Origin of the sequence: Streptomyces sp. Je 1-369 (assembly GCF_026810505.1) — a bacterium.
GTDB lineage: Bacteria > Actinomycetota > Actinomycetes > Streptomycetales > Streptomycetaceae > Streptomyces.
In genome coordinates this window covers 6,850,554-6,877,040 of sequence record NZ_CP101750.1, presented here as the reverse complement: position 1 = coordinate 6,877,040, position 26,487 = coordinate 6,850,554, and the positions used below count along the sequence as shown (strand labels likewise).

27 protein-coding genes are annotated in these 26,487 nt (G+C 71.6%); 14 read left to right on the top strand and 13 right to left on the bottom strand.

Going from position 1 to position 26,487, the window contains the following annotated elements:
- Positions 1-157 precede the first annotated feature (157 nt).
- The 6 genes from NOO62_RS30980 to NOO62_RS30955 all read left to right on the top strand — a co-directional run bounded on the left by NOO62_RS30980 (position 158) and on the right by NOO62_RS30955 (position 7,712).
- Complete coding sequence (locus NOO62_RS30980; RefSeq protein ID WP_268774092.1) at positions 158-1,228, top strand: LacI family DNA-binding transcriptional regulator; 1,071 nt, start codon at positions 158-160, stop codon at positions 1,226-1,228.
- Entirely contained in the window at positions 1,225-2,841 is a 1,617-nt protein-coding gene (locus tag NOO62_RS30975; RefSeq protein WP_268774091.1) for a sugar ABC transporter ATP-binding protein, read from the top strand. Before NOO62_RS30980 ends, NOO62_RS30975 begins: the two co-directional genes overlap by 4 nt.
- A complete protein-coding gene (locus NOO62_RS30970; protein ID WP_268774090.1) occupies positions 2,831-4,777 on the top strand; it encodes a substrate-binding domain-containing protein in 1,947 nt (648 codons plus the stop codon). Before NOO62_RS30975 ends, NOO62_RS30970 begins: the two co-directional genes overlap by 11 nt.
- Before the next feature lie 84 nt (positions 4,778-4,861).
- The gene (locus tag NOO62_RS30965; protein WP_268774089.1) at positions 4,862-5,797 is read left to right on the top strand and encodes a ribokinase; all 936 of its coding nucleotides are present in this window, start codon (positions 4,862-4,864) and stop codon (positions 5,795-5,797) included.
- A complete protein-coding gene (gene rbsD, locus NOO62_RS30960) occupies positions 5,794-6,183 on the top strand; it encodes a D-ribose pyranase (protein ID WP_268774088.1) in 390 nt (129 codons plus the stop codon). The genes NOO62_RS30965 and rbsD overlap by 4 nt, the downstream gene beginning before the upstream one ends.
- Before the next feature lie 227 nt (positions 6,184-6,410).
- The gene (locus NOO62_RS30955; RefSeq protein ID WP_268774087.1) at positions 6,411-7,712 is read left to right on the top strand and encodes a M28 family metallopeptidase; all 1,302 of its coding nucleotides are present in this window, start codon (positions 6,411-6,413) and stop codon (positions 7,710-7,712) included.
- A gap of 69 nt (positions 7,713-7,781) precedes the next feature.
- Here the strand turns inward: NOO62_RS30955 and msrB are convergent, their stop codons facing one another.
- The 4 genes from msrB to NOO62_RS30935 form a co-directional block, all read right to left on the bottom strand.
- Positions 7,782-8,189, bottom strand: coding sequence for a peptide-methionine (R)-S-oxide reductase MsrB (gene msrB / locus NOO62_RS30950; protein ID WP_268774086.1), 408 nt, complete (start codon positions 8,187-8,189; stop codon positions 7,782-7,784).
- A gap of 24 nt (positions 8,190-8,213) precedes the next feature.
- Complete coding sequence (gene murC / locus NOO62_RS30945) at positions 8,214-9,617, bottom strand: UDP-N-acetylmuramate--L-alanine ligase (protein ID WP_268774085.1); 1,404 nt, start codon at positions 9,615-9,617, stop codon at positions 8,214-8,216.
- 102 nt (positions 9,618-9,719) lie between these two features.
- A complete protein-coding gene (locus NOO62_RS30940) occupies positions 9,720-10,202 on the bottom strand; it encodes an indole-3-glycerol phosphate synthase (protein WP_268774084.1) in 483 nt (160 codons plus the stop codon).
- Positions 10,203-10,336: 134 nt separating this feature from the next.
- The gene (locus NOO62_RS30935) at positions 10,337-11,206 is read right to left on the bottom strand and encodes a pyrimidine reductase family protein (protein ID WP_268774083.1); all 870 of its coding nucleotides are present in this window, start codon (positions 11,204-11,206) and stop codon (positions 10,337-10,339) included.
- A gap of 36 nt (positions 11,207-11,242) precedes the next feature.
- On the opposite strand from NOO62_RS30935, the gene zapE reads away from it, so the two are divergent.
- On the top strand, positions 11,243-12,334 hold the full coding sequence (gene zapE, locus NOO62_RS30930) for a cell division protein ZapE (protein ID WP_268774082.1): 1,092 nt from the start codon (positions 11,243-11,245) through the stop codon (positions 12,332-12,334).
- A gap of 154 nt (positions 12,335-12,488) precedes the next feature.
- Entirely contained in the window at positions 12,489-13,862 is a 1,374-nt protein-coding gene (locus tag NOO62_RS30925) for a PhoX family protein (RefSeq protein WP_268774081.1), read from the top strand.
- Positions 13,863-13,990: 128 nt separating this feature from the next.
- Here NOO62_RS30925 and NOO62_RS30920 read toward each other — a convergent pair whose 3' ends face one another.
- From NOO62_RS30920 to NOO62_RS30895, 7 genes are all read right to left on the bottom strand, one after another.
- Positions 13,991-14,632, bottom strand: a complete 642-nt coding sequence (locus NOO62_RS30920; protein ID WP_268774080.1) for a hypothetical protein — start codon at positions 14,630-14,632, stop codon at positions 13,991-13,993.
- Positions 14,633-14,833: 201 nt separating this feature from the next.
- Entirely contained in the window at positions 14,834-15,820 is a 987-nt protein-coding gene (gene sph, locus NOO62_RS30915; protein WP_268774079.1) for a sphingomyelin phosphodiesterase, read from the bottom strand.
- Positions 15,821-15,943: 123 nt separating this feature from the next.
- The gene (locus NOO62_RS30910) at positions 15,944-16,123 is read right to left on the bottom strand and encodes a hypothetical protein (RefSeq protein ID WP_268774078.1); all 180 of its coding nucleotides are present in this window, start codon (positions 16,121-16,123) and stop codon (positions 15,944-15,946) included.
- 303 nt (positions 16,124-16,426) lie between these two features.
- Positions 16,427-17,482: a cytochrome P450 gene (locus NOO62_RS30905; protein ID WP_268774077.1), complete on the bottom strand. Its 1,056-nt coding sequence runs from the start codon at positions 17,480-17,482 to the stop codon at positions 16,427-16,429.
- Between the two features lie 107 nt (positions 17,483-17,589).
- Positions 17,590-17,670: a tryptorubin family RiPP precursor gene (locus NOO62_RS39330; RefSeq protein WP_223828759.1), complete on the bottom strand. Its 81-nt coding sequence runs from the start codon at positions 17,668-17,670 to the stop codon at positions 17,590-17,592.
- A gap of 146 nt (positions 17,671-17,816) precedes the next feature.
- Positions 17,817-18,395, bottom strand: coding sequence for a TetR/AcrR family transcriptional regulator (locus NOO62_RS30900; protein ID WP_268774076.1), 579 nt, complete (start codon positions 18,393-18,395; stop codon positions 17,817-17,819).
- 4 nt (positions 18,396-18,399) lie between these two features.
- Positions 18,400-19,650 carry a Cmx/CmrA family chloramphenicol efflux MFS transporter gene (locus NOO62_RS30895; RefSeq protein ID WP_268774075.1) on the bottom strand — a complete coding sequence of 417 codons (1,251 nt, stop codon included), beginning with the start codon at positions 19,648-19,650 and terminating at the stop codon, positions 18,400-18,402.
- 192 nt (positions 19,651-19,842) lie between these two features.
- Between NOO62_RS30895 and NOO62_RS30890 the strand changes: the two genes are divergently transcribed.
- The 3 genes from NOO62_RS30890 (at position 19,843) to NOO62_RS30880 (ending at position 21,790) form a co-directional block, all read left to right on the top strand.
- Positions 19,843-20,535, top strand: coding sequence for an alpha/beta fold hydrolase (locus NOO62_RS30890; RefSeq protein WP_268774074.1), 693 nt, complete (start codon positions 19,843-19,845; stop codon positions 20,533-20,535).
- 133 nt (positions 20,536-20,668) lie between these two features.
- The gene (locus tag NOO62_RS30885; RefSeq protein WP_268774073.1) at positions 20,669-21,547 is read left to right on the top strand and encodes a polysaccharide deacetylase family protein; all 879 of its coding nucleotides are present in this window, start codon (positions 20,669-20,671) and stop codon (positions 21,545-21,547) included.
- A 9-nt stretch (positions 21,548-21,556) separates the two neighbouring features.
- Positions 21,557-21,790, top strand: coding sequence for a hypothetical protein (locus NOO62_RS30880; RefSeq protein ID WP_268774072.1), 234 nt, complete (start codon positions 21,557-21,559; stop codon positions 21,788-21,790).
- A gap of 15 nt (positions 21,791-21,805) precedes the next feature.
- Here the strand turns inward: NOO62_RS30880 and NOO62_RS30875 are convergent, their stop codons facing one another.
- Both NOO62_RS30875 and NOO62_RS30870 read right to left on the bottom strand, forming a co-directional pair.
- Positions 21,806-22,474 (bottom strand): ABC transporter, encoded by a 669-nt coding sequence (locus NOO62_RS30875; protein WP_268775857.1) that lies wholly within the window; start codon positions 22,472-22,474, stop codon positions 21,806-21,808.
- Positions 22,475-22,545: 71 nt separating this feature from the next.
- Positions 22,546-23,478, bottom strand: a complete 933-nt coding sequence (locus tag NOO62_RS30870; protein WP_268774071.1) for an ATP-binding cassette domain-containing protein — start codon at positions 23,476-23,478, stop codon at positions 22,546-22,548.
- 51 nt (positions 23,479-23,529) lie between these two features.
- Here NOO62_RS30870 and NOO62_RS30865 point away from each other — a divergent pair, with 51 nt between their 5' ends.
- The 3 genes from NOO62_RS30865 to NOO62_RS30855 all read left to right on the top strand — a co-directional run bounded on the left by NOO62_RS30865 (position 23,530) and on the right by NOO62_RS30855 (position 26,487).
- Positions 23,530-24,246: a peptidyl-tRNA hydrolase gene (locus NOO62_RS30865; protein ID WP_268774070.1), complete on the top strand. Its 717-nt coding sequence runs from the start codon at positions 23,530-23,532 to the stop codon at positions 24,244-24,246.
- An 87-nt stretch (positions 24,247-24,333) separates the two neighbouring features.
- Positions 24,334-25,101, top strand: a complete 768-nt coding sequence (locus tag NOO62_RS30860) for a DUF4142 domain-containing protein (protein WP_268774069.1) — start codon at positions 24,334-24,336, stop codon at positions 25,099-25,101.
- Between the two features lie 81 nt (positions 25,102-25,182).
- Entirely contained in the window at positions 25,183-26,487 is a 1,305-nt protein-coding gene (locus NOO62_RS30855; protein ID WP_268774068.1) for a DUF692 domain-containing protein, read from the top strand.

Genomic DNA, 26,487 nt, shown 5'->3' with positions numbered 1-26,487 from the left:
CACACCCCGAGTCGAGACACCCGAGCCGACACCCGAACCCCCGATCATCACGATCGGATCTCACTCGCCCATCCCGCCCCGCCCACCCCTTGTCACGCCCCCGTGTAATCGTTTCCAATCCTCCGTGTAATCGATTCCACAAGGAGGTGGACCGACGATGAGTCCGAGCTCGGTGGGCATCAAGGACGTCGCGGCCGAGGCCGGCGTGTCCGTCGCCACCGTGTCGCGCGTGCTGAACGGCCACCCTTCCGTCAGCCCCGCGTCCCGCACCCGGGTCCTCGCCGCCGTCGAGGCGCTCGGTTACCGGCCCAACGCCGTCGCCCGGTCCCTGCGCACCGACCAGACCCGCACCCTCGGCCTGGTCATCAGCGACGTCCTGAACCCGTACTTCACGGAGCTGGCCCGGTCCGTCGAGGAGGCCGCCCGCGCCCTCGGCTACAGCGTGATCATCGGCAACGCCGACGAACGCCCCGAGCTCCAGGACCACCACGTACGGACCCTGCTCGACCGGCGGATCGACGGGCTGCTCGTCTCCCCCACCGACGGCGGCTCCCCGCTGATGCTCGACGCCGTGCGCGCCGGCACCCCGATGGTCTTCGTGGACCGGTGGATCCCCGGCGTGGACGTCCCCGTCGTCCGCTCCGACGGGCGGCAGGCCGTCCGTGACCTCGTCGCCCACCTGCACGGACTCGGTCACCGCAGGCTCGCCATCATCGCGGGCCCGGCGGCCACCACCACCGGCAGCGAGCGCGTCGAGGCCTTCCGCGAGGCGCTGCGCGAGCACGGCATCGCGCTGCCCGACGCCTACATCGGCCAGGGCGACTTCCAGGCGGACAGCGGCCGCCGCGCCACCGAACGCTTCCTCGCCCTGCCCGAGCCGCCCGAGGTCGTCTTCGCCGCCGACAACCTGATGGCCCTCGGCGCCCTCGACGCCCTCCGCGCCCACGGCCTGCGCGTCCCGGACGACATCGGGCTCGCCGCGTTCGACGACATCCCGTGGTTCGTGCACACCGATCCGCCGATCACCGCGATCGCCCAGCCGACCGCCGACCTCGGCCGGGCCGCCGTGCACGCGCTGATCGACCGGATCGAGGGCAGGAGCCCGCGGTCCGTGACCCTGCCCGCCCGTCTCGTCGTCCGCCGTTCCTGCGGCGAGGACATCGCAGGTCGCGGAGACGCCCCCGGCGACCGCGGCGAGAACACCCCCGCACGAAGGAGCAATCCGTGAGCGACCAGGACGAGTTGCTGCGCATCGAGTCGATACGCAAGACGTTCCCCGGCGTCGTCGCGCTCGACTCCGTCGACTTCGACCTGCGCCGCGGCGAGGTGCACGTCCTGCTCGGCGAGAACGGCGCGGGCAAGAGCACCCTCATCAAGATGCTCTCCGGCGCCTACCGCCCCGACAGCGGGCGGATCTTCGCCGAGGGGCGCGAGGTCCGCATCAACGGCGCGCAGGACGCCGAGCGGCTCGGCATCGCCACGATCTACCAGGAGTTCAACCTCGTTCCCGACCTGACCGTCGCCGAGAACATCTTCCTGGGACGGCAGCCGCGCCGCTTCGGCCTGGTCGACCGGAAGAAGATGGAGGCCGACGCGGAGGAGCTGCTCCAGCGGGTCGGCGTCAGCGTCTCGCCGCGCGCCAAGGTGCGCGAACTGGGCATCGCCCGGCTCCAGATGGTCGAGATCGCCAAGGCGCTGAGCCTGGACGCGCGGGTGCTCATCATGGACGAGCCGACCGCCGTCCTCACCTCCGATGAGGTCGACAAGCTCTTCGCCATCGTGCGCTCCCTGCGCGAGGACGGCGTCGGCATCGTCTTCATCACCCACCACCTGGAGGAGATCGCCGCCCTCGGTGACCGCGTCACCGTCCTGCGCGACGGCCGCAGCGTCGACCAGGTGCCCGCGTCGACCGACGAGGACGAGCTCGTACGCCTCATGGTGGGCCGCAACATCGAGCAGCAGTACCCGCGCGAACGCCCCGACACCGACACCGACTCCGACTCCGAGTCTGGGACCCGGCCGCCGTTGCTCCGCGTGGACGGCCTGACCCGCGACGGCGTCTTCCACGACGTCAGCTTCGAGGTGCGGGCCGGCGAGGTCGTCGGCCTCGCGGGTCTCGTCGGCGCGGGCCGCACCGAGGTGGCGCGCGCGGTCTTCGGCGCCGATCCGTACGACGGCGGCTCCGTCGACGTACGCGGCGAGCGGCTGCCCCGGCACGACGTGAACGCGGCGATGGTCGCGGGCATCGGCCTGGTCCCCGAGGACCGCAAGGGGCAGGGGCTCGTCCTCGACGCCTCCGTGCGGGAGAACCTCGGCCTGGTGACGCTGCGTTCGGCGACGCGCGCCGGGCTCGTGGACCTCAAGGGCCAGGAGCGGGCGGCCGCGCGGATCGCCGAGCAGCTGGGCGTGCGCATGGCCGGGCTCGGCCAGCACGTCCGCACGCTGTCCGGCGGCAACCAGCAGAAGGTCGTCATCGGCAAGTGGCTGCTCGCCGACATCCGGGTCCTCATCCTCGACGAGCCGACGCGCGGCATCGACGTGGGCGCGAAGGTCGAGATCTACCAGCTCATCAACGAGCTGACGGCCTCCGGGCACGCGGTCCTGATGATCTCCAGCGACCTGCCCGAGGTGCTCGGCATGAGCGACCGGGTCCTCGTCATGGCGCAGGGCCGGATCGCCGGTGAACTCACGGCCGAAGAGGCCACGCAGGACGCCGTCATGGCACTCGCCGTCAGCACCGCGGCGACACAACACGAAGCAGCAGTACAGAACGACGAGACAGAACAGAACGACGAAGCGGTACGGAACAAGGAAGAGGCGGAGGGCTCCCGTGGCCACTGAAACCCTGAAGCGCGACGCGGGTGGCACGGCCTCGCTCCGCCGCGTCCTGCTCGACAACGGCGCGCTGAGCGCCCTGATCGTCCTCCTCGTGGCGATGTCGCTGCTCTCCGGCGACTTCCTCACCACGCAGAATCTGCTCAACGTAGGCGTGCAGGCCGCGGTCACCGCGATCCTCGCGTTCGGTGTCACCTTCGTCATCGTCTCGGCGGGCATCGACCTGTCGGTAGGCTCGGTGGCCGCGCTGTCGGCCACCGTCCTCGCCTGGACCGCGACCTCACAGGGCCTCCCGGTGTGGCTGGCGGTCGTTCTCGCCGTCGCCACCGGCATGGCCTGCGGATTCGTCAACGGCCTGCTCGTCTCGTACGGGAAGCTCCCGCCGTTCATCGCGACGCTCGCGATGCTGTCGGTGGCCCGCGGCCTCTCCCTGGTGATCTCGCAGGGCAGCCCGATCGCGTTCCCCGACTCCGTCTCGCACCTCGGTGACACCATCGGCGGCCGGCTGCCGGTCCCGGTGATCGTGATGGTCGCGATGGGCCTGGTCACGGCGCTGGTCCTCGGACGTACGTTCATCGGCCGCTCCATGTACGCGATCGGCGGCAACGAAGAGGCCGCCCGCCTCTCCGGGCTGCGCGTCAAGCGGCAGAAGCTCGTCATCTACGCGCTCTCCGGCCTCTTCGCGGCCGTCGCGGGCGTCGTGCTCGCGTCCCGCCTCGTCTCCGCGCAGCCGCAGGCCGCGCAGGGCTACGAGCTCGACGCCATCGCCGCGGTCGTCATCGGCGGCGCCAGCCTCGCGGGCGGCGTCGGCAAGGCGTCCGGCACGCTCATCGGCGCGCTGATCCTCGCCGTGCTGCGCAACGGCCTCAACCTCCTCTCCGTCTCCGCGTTCTGGCAGCAGGTCGTCATCGGCGTCGTCATCGCGCTCGCGGTCCTCCTGGACACGCTGCGGCGGCGGGCCGGGGCGACGCCGGGAGCGTCGTCGGGTGCCTCGGGAGGGATACGAGGAAAGGGGCCGCAGGCGGTGAAGTACGCGGTCGCCGCCGTGGTCGTGGCCGCCGTCGTCGGCGCCGTCTCGTTCTTCAACTCGGGCTCGTCCGGCACGAGCACGAAGATCGGCATGTCGCTCTCCACCCTCAACAACCCCTTCTTCGTGCAGATGAAGGAGGGCGCGCAGGCCGAGGCCGACAAGGCGGGCGTCGACCTGACGGTCACCGACGCGCAGAACGACGCGTCGCAGCAGACCAACCAGCTGCAGAACTTCACCGGCGAGGGCGTGGAGTCGATCATCCTCAACCCGGTGGACTCCGACGCGGCGGGACCCGCCGTGCGGGGCGCCAACAAGCAGGACATCCCGGTGGTCGCGGCCGACCGGGGCGTGAACAAGGCGGAGACCGCGGCGCTCGTCGCCTCCGACAACGTCGCGGGCGGCAGGCTGGCGGCGAAGACGCTCGCCGAGAAGCTGGGCGGCAAGGGCAAGGTCGTCGTCCTCCAGGGCACGCCCGGCACCTCCGCCAGTCGCGAGCGCGGCCAGGGCTTCGCCGAGGGCATCAAGGCGTACCCGGGCATCGACGTCGTCGCCGAGCAGCCCGCGGACTTCGACCGCACGAAGGGCCTGGACGTCATGACGAACCTCATGCAGTCCAACAAGGGCGTGACCGGCGTCTTCGCCGAGAACGACGAGATGGCGCTCGGCGCGGTCAAGGCACTCGGCGACAAGGCGGGCAAGTCCGTCCCCGTCGTCGGCTTCGACGGCACCCCGGACGGGCTGAAGGCGGTCGAGGCGGGCACGCTGTACGCGTCCGTGGCGCAGCAGCCCAGGGAGCTCGGGAAGATCGCCGTGCGCAACGCGGTGCGGGCCTCGCAGGGCAAGAAGGTCCAGGGGACGGTGAAGGTGCCGGTGAAGGTCGTCACGTCGAAGAACGTGAAGGACTTCTCCTGACGGACGGCCGCTGACCAACGACCGGCGACAATCCGAGTACCGTCACATCGGCACCTCATCGTACGAAAGCAGGAACAAGCACCCATGAACGACGACTACGAGCTGCTGGTCGTGGGCTCCGCCAACGCCGATCTGGTGGTCGGCGTGGAGCGCCGCCCCGCGCCCGGCGAGACGGTCCTCGGTTCCGACCTGGCCGTCCACCCCGGCGGCAAGGGCGGCAACCAGGCGGTCGCCGCGGCCCGCCTCGGCGCCCGCACCGCGCTGCTCGCCCGGGTCGGCGACGACGCCCACGGCAGGCTTCTGCTGGACGCGCAGCGGGCGGCAGGCGTGGACACCGTCGGCGTCCTGGTGGGCGGCGCGCCCACCGGTGTCGCGCTGATCACGGTCGACCCGTCGGGCGACAACAGCATCGTGGTCTCCCCCGGCGCCAACGGGCGCCTCACCCCCGAGGACATCCGCGCGGCGGGCAGCCTCCTCGCCGCGTCGCGGGTGGTCTCCAGCCAGCTGGAGATCCCGCTGGAGACGGTCGCCGAGGTGGTACGCACCCTGCGCCCCGGCTCCCGTTTCGTCCTCAACCCGTCGCCGCCCGCCCCGCTGCCCGACGAGGTCCTCGCGGCGTGCGACCCGCTGGTGGTGAACGAGCACGAGGCCCGCGTCATCCTCGGCGACGACGCGGGTGACTCCCCCGAGGAGTGGGCGCGCGGGCTGCTCGCCCTTGGCCCGCGCTCGGTCGTGATCACGCTGGGCGCCGAGGGTGCGCTCACTGCGGAGGGCTCGGCGGAGAGCGCCGTACGGGTCCCGAGCCCGAAGGTCGACGCGGTGGACACGACCGGCGCGGGCGACGCCTTCACCGCCGCGCTCGGCTGGCGTCTCGGCCTCGGCGAGGACCTGCCGACGGCGGCCGCGTACGCGGTGCGGGTGGGTTCGGCCGCGGTCACCCGCAAGGGCGCGCAGGACTCCTACCCGACCGCGGCGGAGCTCGCCGAGGCCGTTCCGGAGGAGGAGGGCCCGTCCCGGTGAAGAGGTCGGGCATCCTGAACCGTCATCTCGCGGGCGCGCTGGCCGAGTTGGGCCATGGTGACACCGTGCTCGTCTGCGACGCGGGCATGCCGGTCCCGGCGGGCCCGCGCGTGGTGGACCTGGCGTTCCGCGCCGGGGTCCCGTCCTTCGCGGAGGTACTCGACGGGCTCCTCGACGAGCTGGTGGTGGAGGGCGGGACGGCGGCGCTGGAAGTACGCGAGGCGAATGCGCCGACCGCTCGACTCCTGCGCGAGAGCCTCCCGTCCCTCGCCCTCGTCCCGCACGAGGAGCTCAAGGGGCTCTCGGCGGGCGCCCGTCTGGTGGTCAGGACCGGTGAGGCGCGGCCGTACGCGAACGTGCTGCTGAGGTGCGGCGTCTTCTTCTGACGGCTGTCGACGGAGCCGCGCCGCCGGAGAGTCGTCCGGTATACGGACGTGGCTGACCGTCATGTGACCGGTTTCCGCCCTTGACCGTCGGTCGTCCGCCCCTCAACATCAGGCAACGCACAGCACGCACAGCACGCTCAGCTCCAAAAGGCGCCCCGCGGCACCCGCGTCGCAGGGCGCCTCGCACGTTCCGTCCCTCACGCTGTTCGGAATACGGAGCCCCACACATGAACCTGTTCAGACGTGCGGCCGTCGGTGCCGCCACCCTGGCCATCGGCGGCCTGCTCGCCACCGCCACCCCCTCGGCCGCCGCCCCCACGCCCACCCTCGCGGCGCCCGACATCCCGCTCGCCAACGTCAAGGCGCACCTCTCCCAGCTCCAGTCCATAGCCTCGGCCAACGGCGGCAACCGAGCCCACGGGCGCGCCGGTTACAAGGCCTCACTCGACTATGTGAAGGGCAAGCTGGACGCGGCCGGATTCACCACCCGCATCCAGCAGTTCACGTCCAGCGGCGCCACCGGGTACAACCTGATCGCCGACTGGCCGGGCGGGGACGCCAACCAGGTCCTGATGGCGGGCGCGCACCTCGACAGCGTCTCGTCGGGTGCGGGCATCAACGACAACGGCTCGGGGTCGGCCGGCATCCTGGAGACCGCGCTCGCCGTGTCGCGCGCGCAGCTCCAGCCGACGAAGCACCTGCGGTTCGCCTGGTGGGGCGCCGAGGAGCTGGGCATGGTCGGCTCGCGGTACTACGTCAACAACCTGCCCGCCGCGGACCGTTCAAAGGTCAGCGGCTATCTGAACTTCGACATGATCGGCTCGCCGAACCCGGGCTACTTCGTCTACGACGACGACCCGACGATCGAGAAGACGTTCAAGGACTACTACGCGGGTCTCGGCGTCCCGACGGAGATCGAGACCGAGGGCGACGGACGCTCCGACCACGCGCCGTTCGCCAACGTCGGCATCCCGGTCGGCGGTCTGTTCACCGGCGCCGAGCGCTCCAAGTCCAGTGCGCAGGCCCAGAAGTGGGGCGGCACGGCGGGCCAGGCCTTCGACCGCTGCTACCACTCGTCCTGCGACTCCACGTCGAACATCAACGACACGGCGCTCGACCGCAACAGCGACGCCATCGCGCACGCGATCTGGACCCTCGGCGCGGGCACCACGGTGCCGCCCGGCGACGTGTACGAGAACACGACCGACGTCACCATCCCGGACAACGGCGCCGCGGTGACCTCCACGGTCAACGTCGCGGGACGCACCGGCAACGCCCCCGCCACCCTCAAGGTGGACGTCGACGTGCGGCACACCTGGCGCGGTGACGTGGTCCTCGACCTGGTGGCGCCGGACGGCACGGCGTACCGCCTGAAGAACTCGAGCAGCAACGACTCGGCGGACAACATCATCGCCACGTACACGGTGAACGCGTCGAGCGAGACGGCCAACGGCGCATGGAAGCTCCGCGCCCAGGACGTCGCGTCCCAGGACACGGGGTACATCAACAGCTGGAAGCTGACGTTCTAAGACGCCGAGGGGGCGGCGCGCCCCTGGAGCGCGCCGCCCCCTTCGCCCTTCCTCAGCCCTCTCCCCGCCTCAGCCCTCGCTCGGCGTCAGCCGCAGCGAGATGCTGTTGATGCAGTACCGCTGGTCCGTCGGGGTGGCGTAGCCCTCGCCCTCGAAGACGTGGCCCAGGTGCGAGCCGCAGCGGGCGCAGCGGACCTCGGTGCGGACCATTCCGTGCGAGGTGTCCTGGAGCAGCTCGACCGCGTCGGTGTCCTTGGGGTCGAAGAAGCTCGGCCAGCCGCAGTGCGACTCGAACTTCTCCGTCGAGGTGAACAGCTCCGCGCCGCAGGCACGGCAGGAGTAGACGCCCTCGGTCTTGGTGTCCGTGTACTCACCGACGAAGGCGGGTTCCGTGCCGGCCCGGCGCAGTACCGCGTACTCCGAAGGGGTCAGCTCCGCCCGCCACTGCTCGTCGGGCTTCTCGACGTCGTACGACATGGGTGCCTTCCCCTCAACTTCGACTTACTTCGACAGCTCGGCCAGGATCTGCGGGCCGAGGTCCGTGACGTCGCCCGCTCCCATGGTGAGAACGAGATCGCCGGGCTTCGCCATTCCCGCGATCGCGCGGACGGCCTCCGCCTTGTCGTGGACGGCCGCGACCTCGGCGCCCGCCTCACGCGCGGCGTCGACGATCAGGGCGCTGGTGATGCCGGGGATCGGGTCCTCGCGGGCCGGGTAGATGTCGAGGACCACGGAGGAGTCGGCGAGGGCGAGGGCCTGGCCCATCTCGGTGCCCAGTTCCTGGGTGCGCGAGAAGAGGTGGGGCTGGAAGAGGACGAGGATGCGGGAGTCGTCAGCGGCGGAGCGCATCGCCTCCAGGTCGGCCGTCATCTCGGTGGGGTGGTGGGCGTAGGAGTCGATGACCTGGACGCCCGCGGCCTCGCCCTTGAGCTGGAGGCGGCGCTTGACGCCGGTGTACGACTTCAGGGCGCCGGCCAAGTTGCGGGACGGGATGCCGAGGGCGATGCCCGCGGCGAGGGCCGCGACGGCGTTGTTCGCGTAGTGGCGGCCGGGCACGGAGACCGTGAAGGTCAGCAGCTTGCCGTCCAGGAGGACGGTGACCTCGCTGGTCAGACCGCGGGCCGTGATCTTGTGGATGCGCAGGTCGGCGTCTTCGGACTCGCCGTACGTGACGACCTTGAGCTCGCCGAGGTCGCGGACGCGCTGGGTCAGCTCGACGGCGCCCTGCTGGTCCGCCGAGATGACGAGGGTGCCGCCGGGGACGACCTTGCCCGCGAAGATCTCGAAGGATTCGTAGATCTCGTCCATCGACGCGTAGTTGGCGTGGTGGTCGAGCTCCACGTTGAGGACGATGGCGACCTCGGGGGCGTACTTGTGGAAGCTGCGGTCGCTTTCATCCGCCTCGGCGACGAAGATGTCGCCCTTGCCGTGCAGCGCGTTGGAGCCCGGCACGTCGAGGTCGCCGCCGATCGCGTACGACGGGTCGAGGCCGAGGGTGGCGAGGGTGACGGCGAGCATCGACGTCGTCGTGGTCTTGCCGTGGGTGCCCGCGACGGCGATGGGGCGCAGGCCCTCCATGAGGCCGGCCAGGGCGTCCGAGCGGTGCACGACGGGGATGCCGAGCTCGGCGGCGCGGGCCAGCTCGGGGTTGTCCTCACGGATGGCGGAGGAGACGACGACGCAGGTCGCGTCGGGTGCGAGGTGCGCGGCGTCGTGGCCGATGTGGACCGTGGCGCCGAGCGCGCGCAGCGCCTCGGCGGTGGCGGACTCCCGGGCGTCACTGCCCGCGACCCGGGAGCCGCGCTGGGCGAGGATCTTCGCGATGCCCGACATCCCGGCGCCGCCGATGCCGATGAAGTGCGGTCGGTCCATGTCGGCCATGGACTGGGGCAGGCCGGGTGCCATGCGTGTGTCTCCCCTGGTGGTACGACGACTGAGAAGGCCCCAGCCTATTGCCTCCCGTGACACACGACGCCCGAGGCACCCGGGCCCCTCGCCGGTCTCGCGCTAGTTGTCGTCCGCCAGGCTGTGCGAGAACAGCTTCAGGACGGGGACGCCCACCTTGTGGCGGGCCCGGGAGGCCCAGTCGCGGTGGAAGAACTCCTCCACGTAGTGCGGGTCGGTCAGGACGATCACCTCGTCGGCCCCGGCCTCGGCGACCAGTGCCTTGAGTGCGTCCAGCGGATGGTTCTCGATGAGCTGCCCCTGTGCCGCGCAGCCCGCCGCCCGCAGTGCCGTCAGCGAGACCTGCAACGCCCGCTCGCCGAAGCCCGCCGCCTCCTGCCCCTCCGGGGTGTCGCCCTCGCGCGCCGCCTCGTCGAGTTCGCCGAGGGCGACGTCGTCGATGGCGCGCAGCAGCCGGTCCGCCTGGTCGCCCCGGGGCTGGAGCAGCACGTGGAAGGTGATGGGCTCGTCCCCGTGCAGCGTGGTGACGAACTCCACGTCGGCGGACGTCAGGGCCTTCTCGATCATCAATACGCTTGTGAACACGCCAGGCGCCCTTCTCATCCGTGGGCCCTCCTGAGAGGCCCTTGCGGAAACCATCCTGCCCCGTGGCCGCACGGGGTCTGCGAGATCTAGTGTGCCCAGCCGAAGCCAAACGGAACGGCTGATTCCGCTGATTGTCAGCTTCGACGGTATCGGGTGAAGAGGAACCCGGCCTCCTCCAATACGGACGTCAGTACGAATCGGTCGGGGACCGTCAGGGCGGACCCGCCCGCGATCCGCTGCGCGTCCCCCGCGGTGAGCATCGGCGACACCGTCAGACAGAGCTCGTCCAGCGCCTCCGCGGCCACGAACTGGCCGAGCAGCCGGGGCCCGCCCTCCGTGAGCAGCCGGGTGAGGCCGCGCTCGGCCAGGGCGGGCGCCACCCGCTCCGGCTCCACGGACGCGCCCTCACCGGCGACCACCACGACGGCGCCCGCACGCTCCGCCGCCGCGACGCGGTCGGCCGGTGCGGAGGCCCCGGTCACGAGGAGCGTGGGCGTCACGGGCGAGGTGAAGAGCGGAACCGAGAAGTCCAGGTCGAGCGACGCGCTGACCACCGCGATGGCGGGCGCCTCCGTCTGTCCGGCGGCGGCCCGGTGCCGCGCGAAGACCTCACGCGCCTTCGCCGGGCGGTAGCCCTCCTTGCGGACGGTCTCGGCGCCGACGATCACGGCGTCCGCGAGGCCGCGCAAGGTGCCGAAGATCCGCATGTCGGTGTCGCCGGAGATCGGGTGGGAGCGGCCGTCGTGGTGGGCCGCGCCGTCGAGGGTGGACACCATGTTGGCGCGCAGCCAGGTCGCCTCCCCCGCCGGGTAGGCGTAGGCCTCGGCCAGCTCGTCGAGGCTCCACTCCCGGTCGGCCGTGTCACCCGTGCGATGGGGCGTCCGGTCGTGTGTCCGGTCGGCCTGCTGGTCGGCCTTCTCGTCGGCCTGCTCGTCGGCTTGCCGCTCGGCTTTCTGGTCGGTCACGTCGGCTGTCTGGTCGGTCACAGGGAACAGGCGTCGCATGTCCGCAGTCTTGCACGCCCCCTAAACTGAATAACCGTGTCGTCCTCCACCGCCGCCTCCGGGCGCCACCCCATAGCCGAAGTGGCTCCGCTGTCGCTGTGCGCCCGCGAGCCGCACGTCCCCGCCGACCGTCTGGTCGCCGAGATGGTGCCGCCGCCGCGCTTCGAAGCCGCCCGCTTCGACACGTACATCCCGGACCCGAACCAGCCGAGCCAGACCGAGGCGGTCCGCGTCCTGAGCGGCTTCGCGGCGGGACTCGGCGGGGCGCACGCGAGCGGGGCGGGCAAGCGCCGCTGGTTCCAGAAGAAGGCGGCCGCCCCCGCGGGCCCCCGCGGCGTCTACCTCGACGGTGGCTACGGCGTCGGCAAGACCCACCTCCTCGCCTCCCTCTGGCACGCGACGCCCGCGGCGCCCGAGCAGAAGGCGTTCGGCACGTTCGTCGAGCTCACGAACCTGGTCGGCGCGCTCGGCTTCCAGCAGACCGTGCGCACCCTCGGCGGGCACCGGCTGCTCTGCATCGACGAATTCGAGCTCGACGACCCGGGCGACACGGTCCTGGTCTCCTCGCTGCTCTCCAAGCTCGTCGGGGAGGGCGTGGCGCTCGCCGCGACCTCGAACACGCTGCCGGGCAAGCTCGGCGAGGGCCGGTTCGCGGCGACGGACTTCATGCGCGAGATCCAGGGCCTGTCGTCCCACTTCAAGGCGTTGCGGATCGACGGCGAGGACTACCGCCACCGGGGGCTTCCGGAAGCGCCCTCACCGTACTCGGAGGAGCAGGTCACCAAGGCGGCGTACGCGACCGACCGCGCCTCGCTCGACGACTTCCCGCACCTGCTCGAACACCTCTCCAAGGTCCACCCGAGCCGGTACGGCGCGCTGACCGACGAGCTGGGCGCCGTCTGCCTGACCGACGTGACGCCGGTGCCGGACCAGTCGACCGCTCTGCGCCTTGTGGTGCTCGCCGACCGGCTGTACGACCGAGAGGTGCCGGTGCTCGCCTCCGGTGTGCCCTTCGACCGGCTCTTCAGCGAGGACATGCTCAACGGCGGGTACCGGAAGAAGTACTTCCGTGCCATCTCGCGGCTCACGGCGCTCGCTCGGGACGCCAAGGGACTCGTGGACGCGTAGCTCCCTACGCGTAGCCCCCCACGGGCAGTCCCCGTTTTCACGGGGACACGGGACGGCACGCGAAACGGAAGCTACGCGCGTGGTTCCCGTGCACCAGAGCGCGTGGTACACACATCCGGTCACATTCCTGTCCGCCAGCAGGAGGTTGCCCATCATGTCTGCCACTCGACGTCAGGTGCTCGCCCGTTCCGGTGCCGTGGGTGCCGGAATCGCCTTCACCGGCGCGCTCTCCGAACTCTTCGCGGGCACCGCCGCCGCACACGGGAAGGCCGGTTACGGCCCTCTCGTCCCCGATCCCAAGGGTCTGCTCGACCTGCCCAGAGGTTTCCGCTACAAGGTTCTCTCCCGCGAGGGCGACGAACTGCGGTCCGGCGAGGGCAAGGTGCCCAGCAACCACGACGGCATGGCCGCTTTTGCCCGGGGTTCTCGGGGCAAGAACGGCGGGGTCCATCTCGTGCGCAACCACGAGAACCGCGTCACCGGCAAGATCGGCGTGCCGACCGTCAAAGGCCTGACCTACGACCCGATGGCCAAGGGCGGCTGTACGACGCTCTCGCTCGACCGCGGGAACAACGTCCTCGGCGAGCGTGTCGCGATCGCCGGGACGGCCGTCAACTGCGCGGGCGGGCCGACCCCGTGGGGCACCTGGCTGACCTGCGAGGAGACCGAGGACAGGGCCGGCACGAACGGCTACACCAAGGACCACGGTTACATCTTCGAGGTCGACCCGGTGGATCCGCACCGCACCGGCGCGGTGCCGCTGACCGCGATGGGCCGTTTCCAGCACGAGGCCATCGCCGTCGACCCGAAGCGCGGCGTCGTCTACGAGACCGAGGACGCCTTCCAGAAGCCCTTCGGCCTGTTCTACCGCTTCCTGCCCAAGAAGCCCGAGGGCGGCCGCGGTTCGCTGCGCGCGGGCGGCAGACTCCAGGCCATGCGGGTGCCCGGTGTGCCCGACCTGTCCGCCGTCCAGGAGACGGGCGCCCGCTTCGACGGGGTCGAGTGGGTCGACGTCCCTGACCCGCTGGCCACCGAAACCCCCATCCGCCTCCAGGACTTCGGCAAGAAGGGCATCACCCATGCCCAGAAGCTGGAGGGCTGCTACTGGGGCGGCTCGTCCGTCTACTTCGTCTCGTCGTTCGCCCACAGCGCGGAGGGCTCGGCGGGCGACCACTTCGGCCAGATCTGGCGGTACGACCCGTCGCGGCGCCGCCTCACCCTCGTCATCGTCTTCGGCCCGAGCACCGACATCCAGCTGCCCGGCGAGTCCCCCGACAACATCTGCCTCGCGCCGAGCGGCGGCCTGATGGTGTGCGAGGACGGCAACGGCGCCCAGCACGTGTACGGCCTCACCCGCGGCGGCGAGGTCTACGCGATGGCCCGCAACCGCCAGAACACTGGCACCCCGGAGGAGCCCGAGTGGGGCGAGTTCGCGGGCGTCACGTTCTCCCCCGACCACGACACGATGTACGTGAACTGCTACACACCCGGCACGACGTTCGCGGTGACGGGCCCCTGGCACAGGTAACGCGCACGGCGACACATCACCGACGGCCCCGGCTCCGTACGGGCGGCCATGGAAACATGATCGCCCCGCGCGATGGAGCCGGGCCACCACCTACCGTGGCATGGGCGCAACTCGTGAGCCCTGACAGGCTATCGGTCGGCAGGAGGCGAAGACGTTTCACGCAAGGCTTTCCAGGCCGGGCTCTGTTGGTAGTGATTGAGCCACCGCACCATTGCTCGGCAGCTGTCGACGTAGCTGGCCGCGGCTTCAGGACTGGGCAGGCGGCGTTGGTCGGTGGTATGGCTCACCTTATTACGCACGCTCTTCAACCGGAGCAGTGCTGTGGCGATGTCGCCGGGGAGCAAATGATTTCCCGTGGTCAGCAGAGCGAAGAGACTCTCACGCTGATCAAGATCTCCGTGTTCGGGCATCATCTCGGAGAGTTTGCGCTCCACCAGGCGCCAGGCCGCCAACACTGCGGCGTCCGGGTTTTCGTAAGCCATGCCAGTTACCCAGGCAAATTGACTGATGGTCGCATCCGGCGGCGCGTCCGCGTCCGACACCGCGGGCCCCTCAACCGCGGGGGCACTCTGACGCACCACAGCCTCTGCTGCCGCGCTGGCTTGCTCAACGGCCTCTGAGAACTCTGCATCAACTCCGACAGCACTGAGGGTCTTCAGGCGACGTAGCAGCCCCTTCACTTCGCGGCGGAAGATGTACGTCACCACCAGGAAAGCCACAGGCCAAGCGAGTGCCTTGCAGTAGGCAAGAACTAATCGGGCTTCTTCCATGGCTCATCGTGACCCCCGGGCACGCCACTGCAGGAGTCCCGAACAGGCCGCGGCCACGGAAATTGCCTCGCGCTCGATGCTCGTCGGAAGCTCGCGGATCAGCAGATCAGCGGATCAGCGGATCAGCGTGCATGCGCTTGCGACCTCAGGCCGCGCAGCCTGGTCACGTCCTCCACCCTTGATCACCTCTGGAGACGGCCCCTAGGAACCAATCACGGGGTAGTGGTCCGACAGGTTCGTGTACGTGTACTTCTTGCCCCAGCTGGAAACCGTCCAGGGCGTGCTCTGCTCCTTGATCACGTGGTTGTGCCACGTGGCGGGGCGGGCGTGGCCCTTGCGGTGCAGGATGTGGTCCAGGTCCTCGCGGGGGTCGTCCGGGTAGCGCTCGGCGGCGATCGAGTTGTCCCGGGTGTCGAAGGAGTACGGGTGGCCGGTGCGGCTCTCGGCGGGGGCGAGGGCCGCGTCGGTGAGCATCGAGGTGTACTCGGCGCTGCGCGAGTCGACGTTGAAGTCGCCCGCCACGATGACCTGTTCGGCGGCGGGGATGTTCTTGGCGTCCAAGAAGGCGTCCATCTCCTTGAACTGCTTCGCGCGGGTCGCCGCGGCCTCCCCGCTGCCGCAGCCGGGGTCGGTGGACTGGGCGTGGGTGCCGACGACATGCGTCTTCGTGCCGTCCACGTCCAGCACGGCGTAGACGAAGCCCTTGTTGGAGTACGCGTCGGACCCGCAGGCGTCCTTGTAGACGTACTGCTCCTTGCGCACGATCGGCCACTTGCTCAGCACCGTCACGCCCCCGTCCTCCGGCGTCACGGAGGAGTACGCGCCGCCGGTGGCGTCCCACCCGCTCTTCCCGCGCCCCATCACGGGGGTCTGGTGCGGATAGCGGCCCACCGCGTTCGCCTTCAGCGCGTCGGACGACGTGTTGTCGAACGCCTCCTGGAGCACGACGACATCCTGCCCTTGGAAGAAGTCCGCAGCCGGTATCGCCTTCGCCCGGTGGTCCTGGCCCCAGTTCGGGTAGAGCGTCTTGCTGAACAGGAAGGTGTTGTACGTGAGCACCTTGAGCGGGGCCGGAGCGGCGGACGCGGCGGACGCGCTCGCGGCGGGGGCGACGCCGACGAGCGTGGCGCCGGCGAGCACGGAGGCGATGGCGGCGGCACGGGTCCTGCGCAGCACTGCGTACGACACGGAGACTCCTTGGGGGCGGGGATGATTGCTGCGGGCCCGCACATCCAAGCAGCTGCGATTACGCCTGGGGATACGTCGCGTGAACGCAGTTCTCGTCGGCCGGCCCGCACGTTCACCCGGCCCCTATCTTCGTCGTATCGGCAGGATCTGGGCGAAGGCACGCAGGACGGCCTCGCGTTCCTCGGGGGCCGTGCCCCGGACCGCGATGGCGAGGGCGGCCAGGAACGTCACGGCGATCACGACGACAGCGGCGAGCAGGAACTCAGGGGTTCCCGCGGCGAGTTCGATGAGGATGGTGGTCATGGCGGTTCCTCCGTCGGCAGGCCGGAGCGGGTGAAGGTCGGGATCCGATGATCCGGTCAGGGGATCCGGGATCCGGGATGCCGAGTGGCCGACGGAGACGCGTCCGACGTGGGTCAGTGGCAGGGCTGCGTCCGGGGCCGGCCCCGGCGACCGGGGTCACTTCCCGTGAGAACGGGCGCTCATGCGCCGGTAGTTCGCAGCCATGCTCATCACTCCCTGCGTCCGAACTCCCACCATGCCCTGTCACGCCGGTCGGGCGCCAGTGCACAACTGGCGCCCCGGAGTGCGGTGTTGCTCACACTCCTACGCTCGGCCCGCCCGCACGAGCCGCACCTTGTCGACACCGAGCAGACCCGCGAGCGGAACCTTCGCCGTGGTCTGGCGGGGGTCGACCGTCGCGCCCTCGGCGCGCAGGACGTCGAGGAGCATGCCGGCCAGGGGCATCACCATGTGACGGCCCCAGCAGCGTTCGGAGACGTGGCCGAACGGGAGGTAGCCGGGGTGGTCGTCGGGGTCCAGGGTGGCCCACCGGTCGGCGCGGAACACGTCGGGATCGTCCCAGAGTTCCGGATCGCGGTGGCTGAGCAGGGGCAGGAGCAGGACGTCGTCGCCGGTGCCGATGCGGTCGTCGAGGGCGGTGTACTCGGGGGACGCGTTGCGCAGGATGTTCCAGGACGGCGGGAGCAGCCGCATGGACTCGTACAGGATGTGCTCGTTGGGTGTCGCGTCGTCGAAGGGCGCCCCGAGCCAGTACGCGTTGGCGACGAGCGTGGAGACCGTGAAGCAGACGGGGGCGGCCGCGCGCCGGTACAGGCCCATGGCGTAGCGGCGGTCGCTGTAGGTCGTGGCGTTCGCGGTGAGGCTCGCGATGCTGGTGACGGGCGCGCCGGGGCGGAGCCTGCCGGGCAGGGCGGCGCCGGTCGCGATGACCGTCCACGTCAGCTTGGGCGTCAGCTCCAGCGTGCGGTCCATGAGGATGCGCAGCCGGTACGGGTCGGCGCCGAGGATCAGATCGCGCAGGTACACGTGGCCGACGTGCGGCCACTCCCCGGAGAGGTCGAGCCGGCCGGGCACGGGTTTCTTCAGCGCCGCCCGCACGTCACGGCCGATGGCCTGCATGACCGTGGCGGCCTCGGTGCGCGGGATGGAACGCCCGTGCAGCGGCTTGAAGGTGGGGCGTTCACGCTCGGTGGCGGGCCGTGCGGCGAGGATCTGGTCGGTGATCGCGGGCCCGGCGACGCCGACGGTGTCGTCGTCCAGGCGGAACACGTCCTGGCCGCGGTGGTCGCGCAGCAGGGCGTCGAGTCGCGGCGTGAAGACGGTGGTCCGCGCGAGCCGGTCGGTGCCGGAAATGGACATCGGGGGTCTCCCAGAGCGGGAGGCCCGGGCCCGGCGGCCGGTTCGCGGCACGCCGGGCGCGGACCTCAACGGCGCATTACGTCCCTACGGTCGAGAGCAGGGTCGGCCTAGTACCAGTGGTACCAGGCGTACGCCTTGAGGCTCTTCTCGCCGGTGATCTTCTTCTTGAGGGAGCGGACAACCTTCATGTGCATACCTCCGGTCGTTTCCGTCGGTCCATGCCGGACATGAACCTGCGAAGAAGCATCGACCCGCCCGATCAACGTCCGATAAACGGCAACGCGAAGCGCGTGAGCGGAGCGTCAGCGGGCCGCATGCGCGCGCACGCACGCAGTCACAGGTCGGCGAGCGCGCCGTCCACCGTGGCGAGGAGCACCTCGCGGTCGTCCTGTACGCGGCTGAGGACACGGAGGCCGTAGTACGTGCTCTGGACCCGGCGGGCCACGACCCTGGCGTCACCCGTGGCGCGGATCTCCCCCGCGCCGCGCCCCGCCTCGACGACCGCGCACAGCTCGTCCTCGACCCGGTCGAAGCTGCGCCGCACCGCTTCCCTGACCTCCGGGTCGAACCCGGCGGCCTCCATGGCGGCGTTGACGGCGAAGCAGCCGCGCGTCCCCGTCTCGTCGAGGTCGGCGTCGACGGCGTGCATCATCATGGCGCGCAGCCGCTCCTTGGCGGGCCCGTCGCCGCGCAGGATCTCGACCTGTTCCGCGGTGGCGGTGTCGTGGTAGCGCCGCAGGGCACGGAGGTAGAGCTGCCGCTTCCCACCGAAGGTGTTGTAGAGGCTGGAGGGGCCGAGCCCCGTGCTGTCGCACAGATCGCGCGTCGAGGTCGCTTCGTACCCGTGGCGCCAGAACGTCTCCATGGCCGCGGTGACGACGCGGTCCTCATCGAACTCTCGGGGTCTCGCCATGGGCCTACGGTAGACGTTTTGGAACACACATACAAAACGGGTCCTCCGCCTGCTCCCGCTCCACCCGTTCCCGCTCCGCCCGCTGCAGAGTCGCCGCCCACAGCACGCCCGCCGCACCCACGGCGGCCAGCACCGCACCGACCCAGGCCACGGAGGCGTAACCGTGCCCGGCGTCGATGGCCAGGCCGCCGAGGAGCGGGGCGACCGTGTTGCCGACGTTGAACGCGGCCGTGTTGGTCGCGCCGACCAGCGTGGGCGCGCCCGGCGCGAGGGCGAACACCCGTGACTGCAGGGCGGGGTTGGTGACGTAGCCGACGAAGCCGAGCAGGAGGACCAGGGCGATCACCACGGCCGTGACGTGTGCCGTCAGCGCGAGCAGCGCGGAGAAGACGGCGAGGGCGCCGAGCCCCGCGCCGAGCGTGCCGAGGGGCCGCGTCTGGCCGGTGCGTCCACCGATCACGATGCCCGCCATCCCGCCGACGCCGAACAGCGCGAGGACGGCGGGCACCCACCCTTCGGGGACCCCGGTCACCTCGGTGAGCAGGGCCGCCAGATAGCTGAAGGTGACGATGACGGCGCCGAAGGCGAAGGCGGTCACAGCGTACGAGAGCCACAGTTGCGGTCGCGCCATGGCGCGCAGCTCGGCCCCGACGGAGGGCTGCTCGCCCGCACCCCGGCCGTCCCGGTCCCCCCTGCTGACTCTGCCGCCCCTGCCGCCCGGGACGAAGAGCAGCGTGCAGACGGCGCTGACCGCCGTGGCCGCCGCCACCGCCCAGAACGCGGCGCGCCAGTCGGAGACCTGGCTGAGCAGCGTGCCCGCGGGGACGCCGACGATGGTGGCGAGCGTCAGCCCGCCCGCGACCACGGCGACCGCCCGTGCCTTGGCGTCCGCGGGGACGAGCGCCACCGCGGTGGCGACGGCGACGCCCCAGTACCCGGCGTACGCGAGGGCGCCGATCACGCGGGTCACGAACAGGACGGCGTAGCCGGGCGCGAGCGCGCCGACGACGTGCGCCGCGACGAAGGCCGCCTGCAACGAGACGAGCGCCGTGCGCCGCGGCCACCGGAGGGTGGCTACGGCGAGCAGCGGGGCGCCGACGACCATGCCGATCGCGAACGCCGAGATGAGCAGCCCGGCGTCGGGGATGGAGACCCCCAGGTCGTCGGCCATGCCCGGCAGGAGGCCGGACAGCATGAACTCCGAGGTTCCTTGGGTGAAGATGCCCAGCCCGATTATGTACACCGCGAGCGGCATGGAGGCGGCCCCCTTTTTTGAAGCAAGTGCTCCAGAACGAACGAACAAGGCCGGACGCTAGCACATTCTGAATCAGTCGCTTCAAAACATCCGTCGCGGGGGCCGGACACGGGAGCGGAACAGCCCACGTACAAGATCTGTAGAGGATCCGGGAACAACTGCCCGGCCGCGCACGAGAGAGGCACCGCCACCATGAAGCTGCACACCCACGAGTGGGGATCCGGCGACCGCGTCGCCGTCCTGGTCCACGGGATCATGTCGGACCACCGCACCTGGCGGCGCGTGGGTCCCGCCCTCGCCGACAAGGGGTACCGGGTGATCGGCGTCGACCTGCGCGGTCACGGCGCGAGCGGACGCGGCGAGTACGGGGCGGAGATCTTCGCGGACGACCTCGTCGACACGCTGCCTGTCGGCGCGGAGCTGGCGATCGGGCACTCGCTCGGCGGGCTCGCCCTGTCCCTCGCGGCGGAGCGGCTCGCGCCCGCGCGGACCGTGTACTCCGATCCGGCGTGGGCGCTCGGCGGCGAGGGCGTGATCGACCCCGCGCTGTTCGTGGAGTTCCGGCACATACCGCGCGACGTCCTCGCGAAGTTCAACCCGCGCTGGGGGGCGGCCGACGTGGACGTCGAGATGGCCACGCTGGCCGTCTGGGACCCGGACACCGCGCTCTCGATATCCGGCGCGGGCGCGGTCGACCACACCCCGGCCGCGCCGGCCGTGCCCTCGCTCGTACAGGTGGCGGACCCGAGCGCCGTCGTCTCCGACGCACTCAAGGAGGAGCTGGCGCGGCGCGGGTTCGAGGTGCGCACGGTGCGGGGGGCGGGGCACACGATTCACCGGGACGACTTCGAGGGGTTCATGGGATCGCTGGACGGCTGGCTGTAAACGCCACGCACGACGGCGGGGACGTGCGGCCGGGACGTGCCGGGACGTGCGACGAGCCCGGACGGGTGGCGATACCCGCCCCCGGGCCACCCCTTAGTCCGATTTACTACATTCATACATATATGTTCAACGGGTGATCACTCTCGTACGGAGATGCGCCGCGCTCTGCGCCCTCGGCACCCTGACCGCCGCCCTCGCCGGATGCGCCGGTGACACCGCCACGTCGCCCGGTGACGCGGACCGTCCCGCCCGCCCCCCGGCGAGCGCCGCCGCCCCCCTGCCGTCCGCCCCGCCCACGCTGGCGCCCGGCCCGTCCGGCCTGACGCCCGTGTTCGAGAACGGGCCCCGGGCCCGCGGCCGCACCGTCGCCCTCACCTTCGACGCCGACATGACCGCGGACCAGGGGCCGCGCGCGGCGGCCGGTGAACGGTTCGACAACCCCGCGCTGGTCGCCACGTTGCGGCGGCTCAAGGTGCCCGCGACGTTCTTCATGACGGGGCGGTGGGCCGAGGAGTACCCGGCGCAGGCCAAGGCCATCGGACGCGACCCGCTCTTCGAGGTCGCCAACCACTCGTACAGCCACCATGCCTTCACCGGCCGCTGCTACGGACTGCCGACCGTTCCAGCGGCCCGCATGCGTGCCGACATGGAGCGCGCGTTCACCGCGTTCCGCGCGGCGGGGGTCGAGCACCCCGTCCCGTACTTCCGCTTCCCCGGCGGCTGCTACGACCGGCGGGCCCTGCGCGCCCTCGCCCCCGGCGGCGTCACCGCCGTCCAGTGGGACGTGGTCAGCGGCGACGCCTTCGCGACGGACCCCTCGGCGGTGGCGCGGCAGGTGCTGGACGGGGTGCGGCCCGGCTCGGTCGTCGTCATGCACTGCACCCGCAGCGCGGCCCCCGCGACGGAACGCGCCCTGCGCACGGTCATCCCGAAGCTACGGGAACGCGGCTACCGCTTCGTCCGGGTGTCGGAGCAGATCAGGGCGGCGGGAGGTGCTGGGACGCGTGGCTAGGGTGGCGGCATGACGGATGAGGCCGAGAGCGAGGACAGCGGCACGGAGACCGGGAGGCCCGAGACCGGGAGGCCCGAGACCAGCACGCCCGAGACCGGTACGCCCGCGACCGGCACGGCGGAAGCCCTCGCTGAATGCGTGTTGTGCCGGGCGCCGACGGAGTACCCCGAGTCCCACAAGGGCATCACCCTCTGCCCCGTGTGCGAGTGGCGGGAGGCGGAGCGGGCGGCCTGCTCGGGGTGACGGCACCACCCCGACTCACCCCCGCCGCGAACTGAGCGCGCACGCCCCCCACATCGCGGCCGCCGCGACGGCGAGCGCCCCCGCGAGCGCACCCAGTGGCAGCGGCACCGTGCCCTCCCGCGAACCCGTGGTCAGGTCGGTGAGGACCGACTTCGCCGGGGAACCCGTGGTGACGAGCAGGAGCAGCGCGCCGAGCAGCATCGCGGGCACGGCCCGCCCCGCGGAACGCAGCAGCGGCCAGTTGGCCAGCGCCCCGAGCGCCGTGCCGAGCGACGCGCTGACCAGCATCGCCAGCAGCCCCGTCACCCCGGCGGAGAGCCGCGGCACCGGCACCCGCGAGTTCGTGCTCGCCGCGTCACTGATGACCGTCACGACGAGTGCCGCCGCACCGCCGAGCGCGGACGACGCGAGGAACCCGGCGAGCAGCGAGGCGAGATGCGCGCGCCCGGGCCCCGCGGCCGCGGCGGAACAACTCCGGGCGGCGGGCGGCTCGTTGGACACGCAGATCCGCACCAGCCAGGCGGCCACGGGCAACAGGGCCCCGGCGGCGTACGCGAGCGAGTCCAGGATCGGCTGGCCGCCCTGTACGCCGATGCCGAGGAAGACGGCGTAGAGGATCACCGGGGGAAGCCAGCGCTGGGAGCGGACGAGCAGGGCGGTCTGGTACCGCAGCAGAGCAGGCAGAGGGGAGAGGGAGGACAGAGGGGACCGAGGGGACCGAGGGGACCGAGGGGACCGAGAGGGCATCGCAGTCGTCACAGCTCCTCACCGCGCCCTTCGCCACGACCTGCGCCCCGCGCTTCCCCCTGGCCCACTTCGGACACCGCGCTCACCGCCACCACATGCCAGGGCGGCCGCGCCACCAGCAGCTCCCGCAGGACACGATCCGAGTGCGGCTGGGCCACACGCAACCGCAACGTGCCGTCGGCCGTATCAGCGAGGGTCTGCACAGCCGCGGCCCCCACCGACTCCGGCAGCTCCGCACCGGGCGGCCCTTGAACCTCGACCAGAACGAGAGGCCCGTCCCAGTCATCCGGGTCCGAAGCGGAAGTGTCCTCCGCCGTACGGCGATCCAGCGCCGTGCCGACCACCGCGTACGTCTCGTCCGCCACCCCCCGGAGCCGGCGCGGGTCGTGGTCGACGAAGACCACGGAACCGCCCGCCGCCGTACGGTCGGCCACCGCGCGGTCGAGGGCGGAGCGGGCGGGCGCGTCCAGGCCCGTCCACGCCTCGTCGAGGACCAGCAGATCGGGCTCGGCCAGCAGCGCCTGCGCCACGGCGACCTTCTGGCTGCTGCCCTTGGAGAGCTCCGACAACGGCGTACGCCCGTATGCGGCGGCGCCGAACAGCTCCAGCCACTCGGTCGCGCGCCGCCGCGCCGCCCCGGCCCCGAGGCCGTGCACGCGGCCCATGTGCGTGAGGTAGCCGAGGGCGGTGAACGGCAGGGCGGCGGGGAATCTCTCGGGGACGAACGCCGTGCGCGGGCGCCCGGACACCCGCCCCTCGGAGGGCGCGTCGATGCCGGCGAGCAGCCGCAACAGGGTTGACTTCCCCGTGCCGTTGGCCCCATCGACGCGTATCAGGGAGCCCGTCCGTATGCCGAGGTCGACACCGCGCAGCACCCACGTGCCGCCCACGCCGTAGCGGCGGCCCACCCCGTCGAGCCGCACCGCAAGATCACGTTCCATGGGGTCATCCTCGCGCACGGGCCGCGGCACCCGGCTGGCAGACTGGCGGACGTGAGCAGCGAAGAACCGACGACCCCCGCACCACAGGACGCCCGCGACGAGGCCCCGCAGTTCGTGCTGCCGCTGGTCGCCCACATCGAGCGCGCCGCTCCCCCGGCCCGCACGGACGCCCTGGAGACCGCGGCCCGCGCCGTCCTGACCATCCTGAGCGACGAGCGGTCCCTCGGTGAAGGCCCGTGGGCGCAGGCGATGCACGACTGGCAGGACGCCCGGATCCGCAAGGTGGTGCGCAGGGCGCGCGGCGCGGAGTGGCGCAGGGCCGAGGCGCTGCCGGGCATCACGGTCACCGGCAAGTCGGCGGAGGTGCGGGTCTACCCGCCGGTGCCCCTCGACGGCTGGCCCAAGGACCTGGCACGCCTCCAGGTGTCGGGCACGGAGCTCGACGACCCGGAGCCCCCGGCCGGGGCCGATCCGGCGTACCCCGTCCTGTGGATGAGCCCCGAGGTCGACATGTCGGCGGGCAAGTCCATGGCGCAGGCCGGGCACGGCGCGCAGCTGGCCTGGTGGGAACTGTCCCCCGAGGACCGCGCGGCCTGGCGCGACGCGGGCTTCCCCCTCTCGGTCCGCACCGCCGACGCGTCCCGCTGGCGCGCCCTCACGACGAGCGGCCTCCCGGTGGTCCGCGACGCGGGCTTCACCGAGATCACCCCGGGTTCATGCACGGTGGTGGCCGACCACCCGGCCCTGCGTCGCGGGCACCAGTCCTGACCGACATCTCGCGCGATTGAACACCCCACCCGTATCTTCCGTACTCCCCGGTACCACCGGCGACACGGGAGCACCACGGGAGGCACCTTGCGGCGCGTCAACGGCACGGCTCTGATCATCGCGGCACTCGTCGCCACACTGGGGGCCATCGCGTTCCCCGTGTGGTCCTACGCCGACCGGTCCGGCACCGGGCCCGCCAATCTGGCCGCCGGGTCCGTGGCCACGCAGTGGGGGCCGCTCTCCGCGGCCGACCGGGACCTGCTCGTGAAGGTGCGGCTCGCCGGGCTGTGGGAGATACCCGCGGGGCAGCAGGCCGTCGAGCGTGCGCCGACCGAGGCCGTCAAGGAGGCGGGCGACCACCTCATCGTCGGGCACACCGACCTCGACAAGCGGACGCGCGCCGTGGCCGCGCAGCTGAGCGTCGAGCTGCCCAACCAGCCCACCGATCAGCAGCAGGGGTGGCTGGACGAACTGTCGGCGGCGAGCGGCGAAACGTACCAGCGGAAGTTCGCCAACCTGCTGCGCGTCTCGCACGGGAAGGTCTTCAGCGTCATCGCGCAGGTCCGCGACAGCACCCGCAACTCCCTGATCCGGCAGCTCGCCACGGACTCCAACCAGACCGTCCTCGACCACATCACGATGCTGGAGGCCACCGGGCTCGTCGACTTCGACGGGATCGCGAACGGTGCCGCGGCGACCGCGACCGCCAGCCCCACCGGCCCTCCCCCACCCTCCGGAGCCGTTCCCCCGGCGCCCGCGCCCGCCGGGCCGAGCGGCGATGTCTCCACCACGTCGAGGCCCTCGCCGGGGCCGCCCGGGGAGGTCGACACCGGTCGGCCGGAACCTCAAATGTAGCTCTGAACGTCTCCTCCCGAGGGTTCGATCCACCCGGCCGGGGCCATGGTCCTGGCAACGGGGGACGAAGGGGGAGCTGATATGGGGCAGCTGGGGAAGCGGCTGGGAACGGGGATCGGCTGGCGGCCCGAGATCGCGGGCGCCGTGGAGGACATGCCCGGCATCGACTGGGTCGAGGTCGTCGCGGAGAACGTGTGTCCCGGGCATCTGCCCGACTCTCTGCTGCGGCTGCGCGAGCGCGGTGTGACCGTCGTGCCGCACGGTGTCTCGCTGGGTCTCGGTGGCGCGGAACGTCCCGACGAGGGGCGGCTCACGGCGCTGGCCGAGCGGGTCGAGGCTCTCGGGGCGCCGCTGGTGACCGAGCACATCGCGTACGTACGGGCGGGCGGCGCCCTCACCGCGACGCAACCGCTCGAAGCCGGGCACCTGCTGCCGGTGCCGCGCACGCGCGACGCGCTGGATGTCCTCTGCGAGAACGTTCGGATCGCGCAGGACGCGCTGCCCGTGCCGCTCGCCGTGGAGAACATCGCGGCGCTGGTCTCCTGGCCGGGCGAGGAGATGACGGAGGGGCAGTTCCTGTACGAGCTGGTCGAGCGCACCGGCGTACGGCTCCTCATCGATGTCGCCAACCTCCACACCAATCACGTCAACCGCGGTGAGGACCCGGGCAAGGCACTCGATGAACTGCCGGTCGAGGCCATCGCGTACGTCCATGTGGCGGGCGGTTTCGAGCGGGACGGCGTCTGGCACGACAGTCACGCGCACCCCGTGCCGGAGCCGGTGCTCGCGGTCCTCGCCGACCTCGCGTCGCGTGTTTCCCCGCCCGGGGTCCTGCTGGAACGGGATGAGAACTTTCCTGAACCGGGCGGGCTGGAGCGGGAGTTGGATGCCATTCGTACGACGGTGAAGACGTCCGGCGATGCCGTCGTGGACGTCCTCGGCGAGCGCCGTGACGTTCCTGCCGCCTCCGACGCCGCCCGTCAGCGCACCGCCGTCGCCGAGGCCGCCCTCCTCTCCGCGCTCGTCGCGGGCACCCCGGCGCCCGAGGGCTTCGACCACGCGCGGCTGAAGGTGCAGAGCCACGCCCTGGCCGCCAAGCGGGCCGACGTCGTCGCGAAGGTCGCGCCGGAGCTGCCGGAGATCCTCGGCGCGGCGTACCGCGGCGAGTTCCTCGCGTACGCGAGGACGCGGCCCATGACCGGCGGCTACCGGCACGACGCGCTGGACTTCGCCTGGCACCTGATGCTCGCGGGACGCCCCGAGGACGCGGACGCCCGGCGGAGGTTGCGCGACTGGTGGCTGGAGCGTTCGGGGCCCGCCCCGCTGTCGCGGCGCCCCGCGGCGCGACTGCTGCGGGCCACCCGCCGGGCCCTGTTGAGGCGGTGA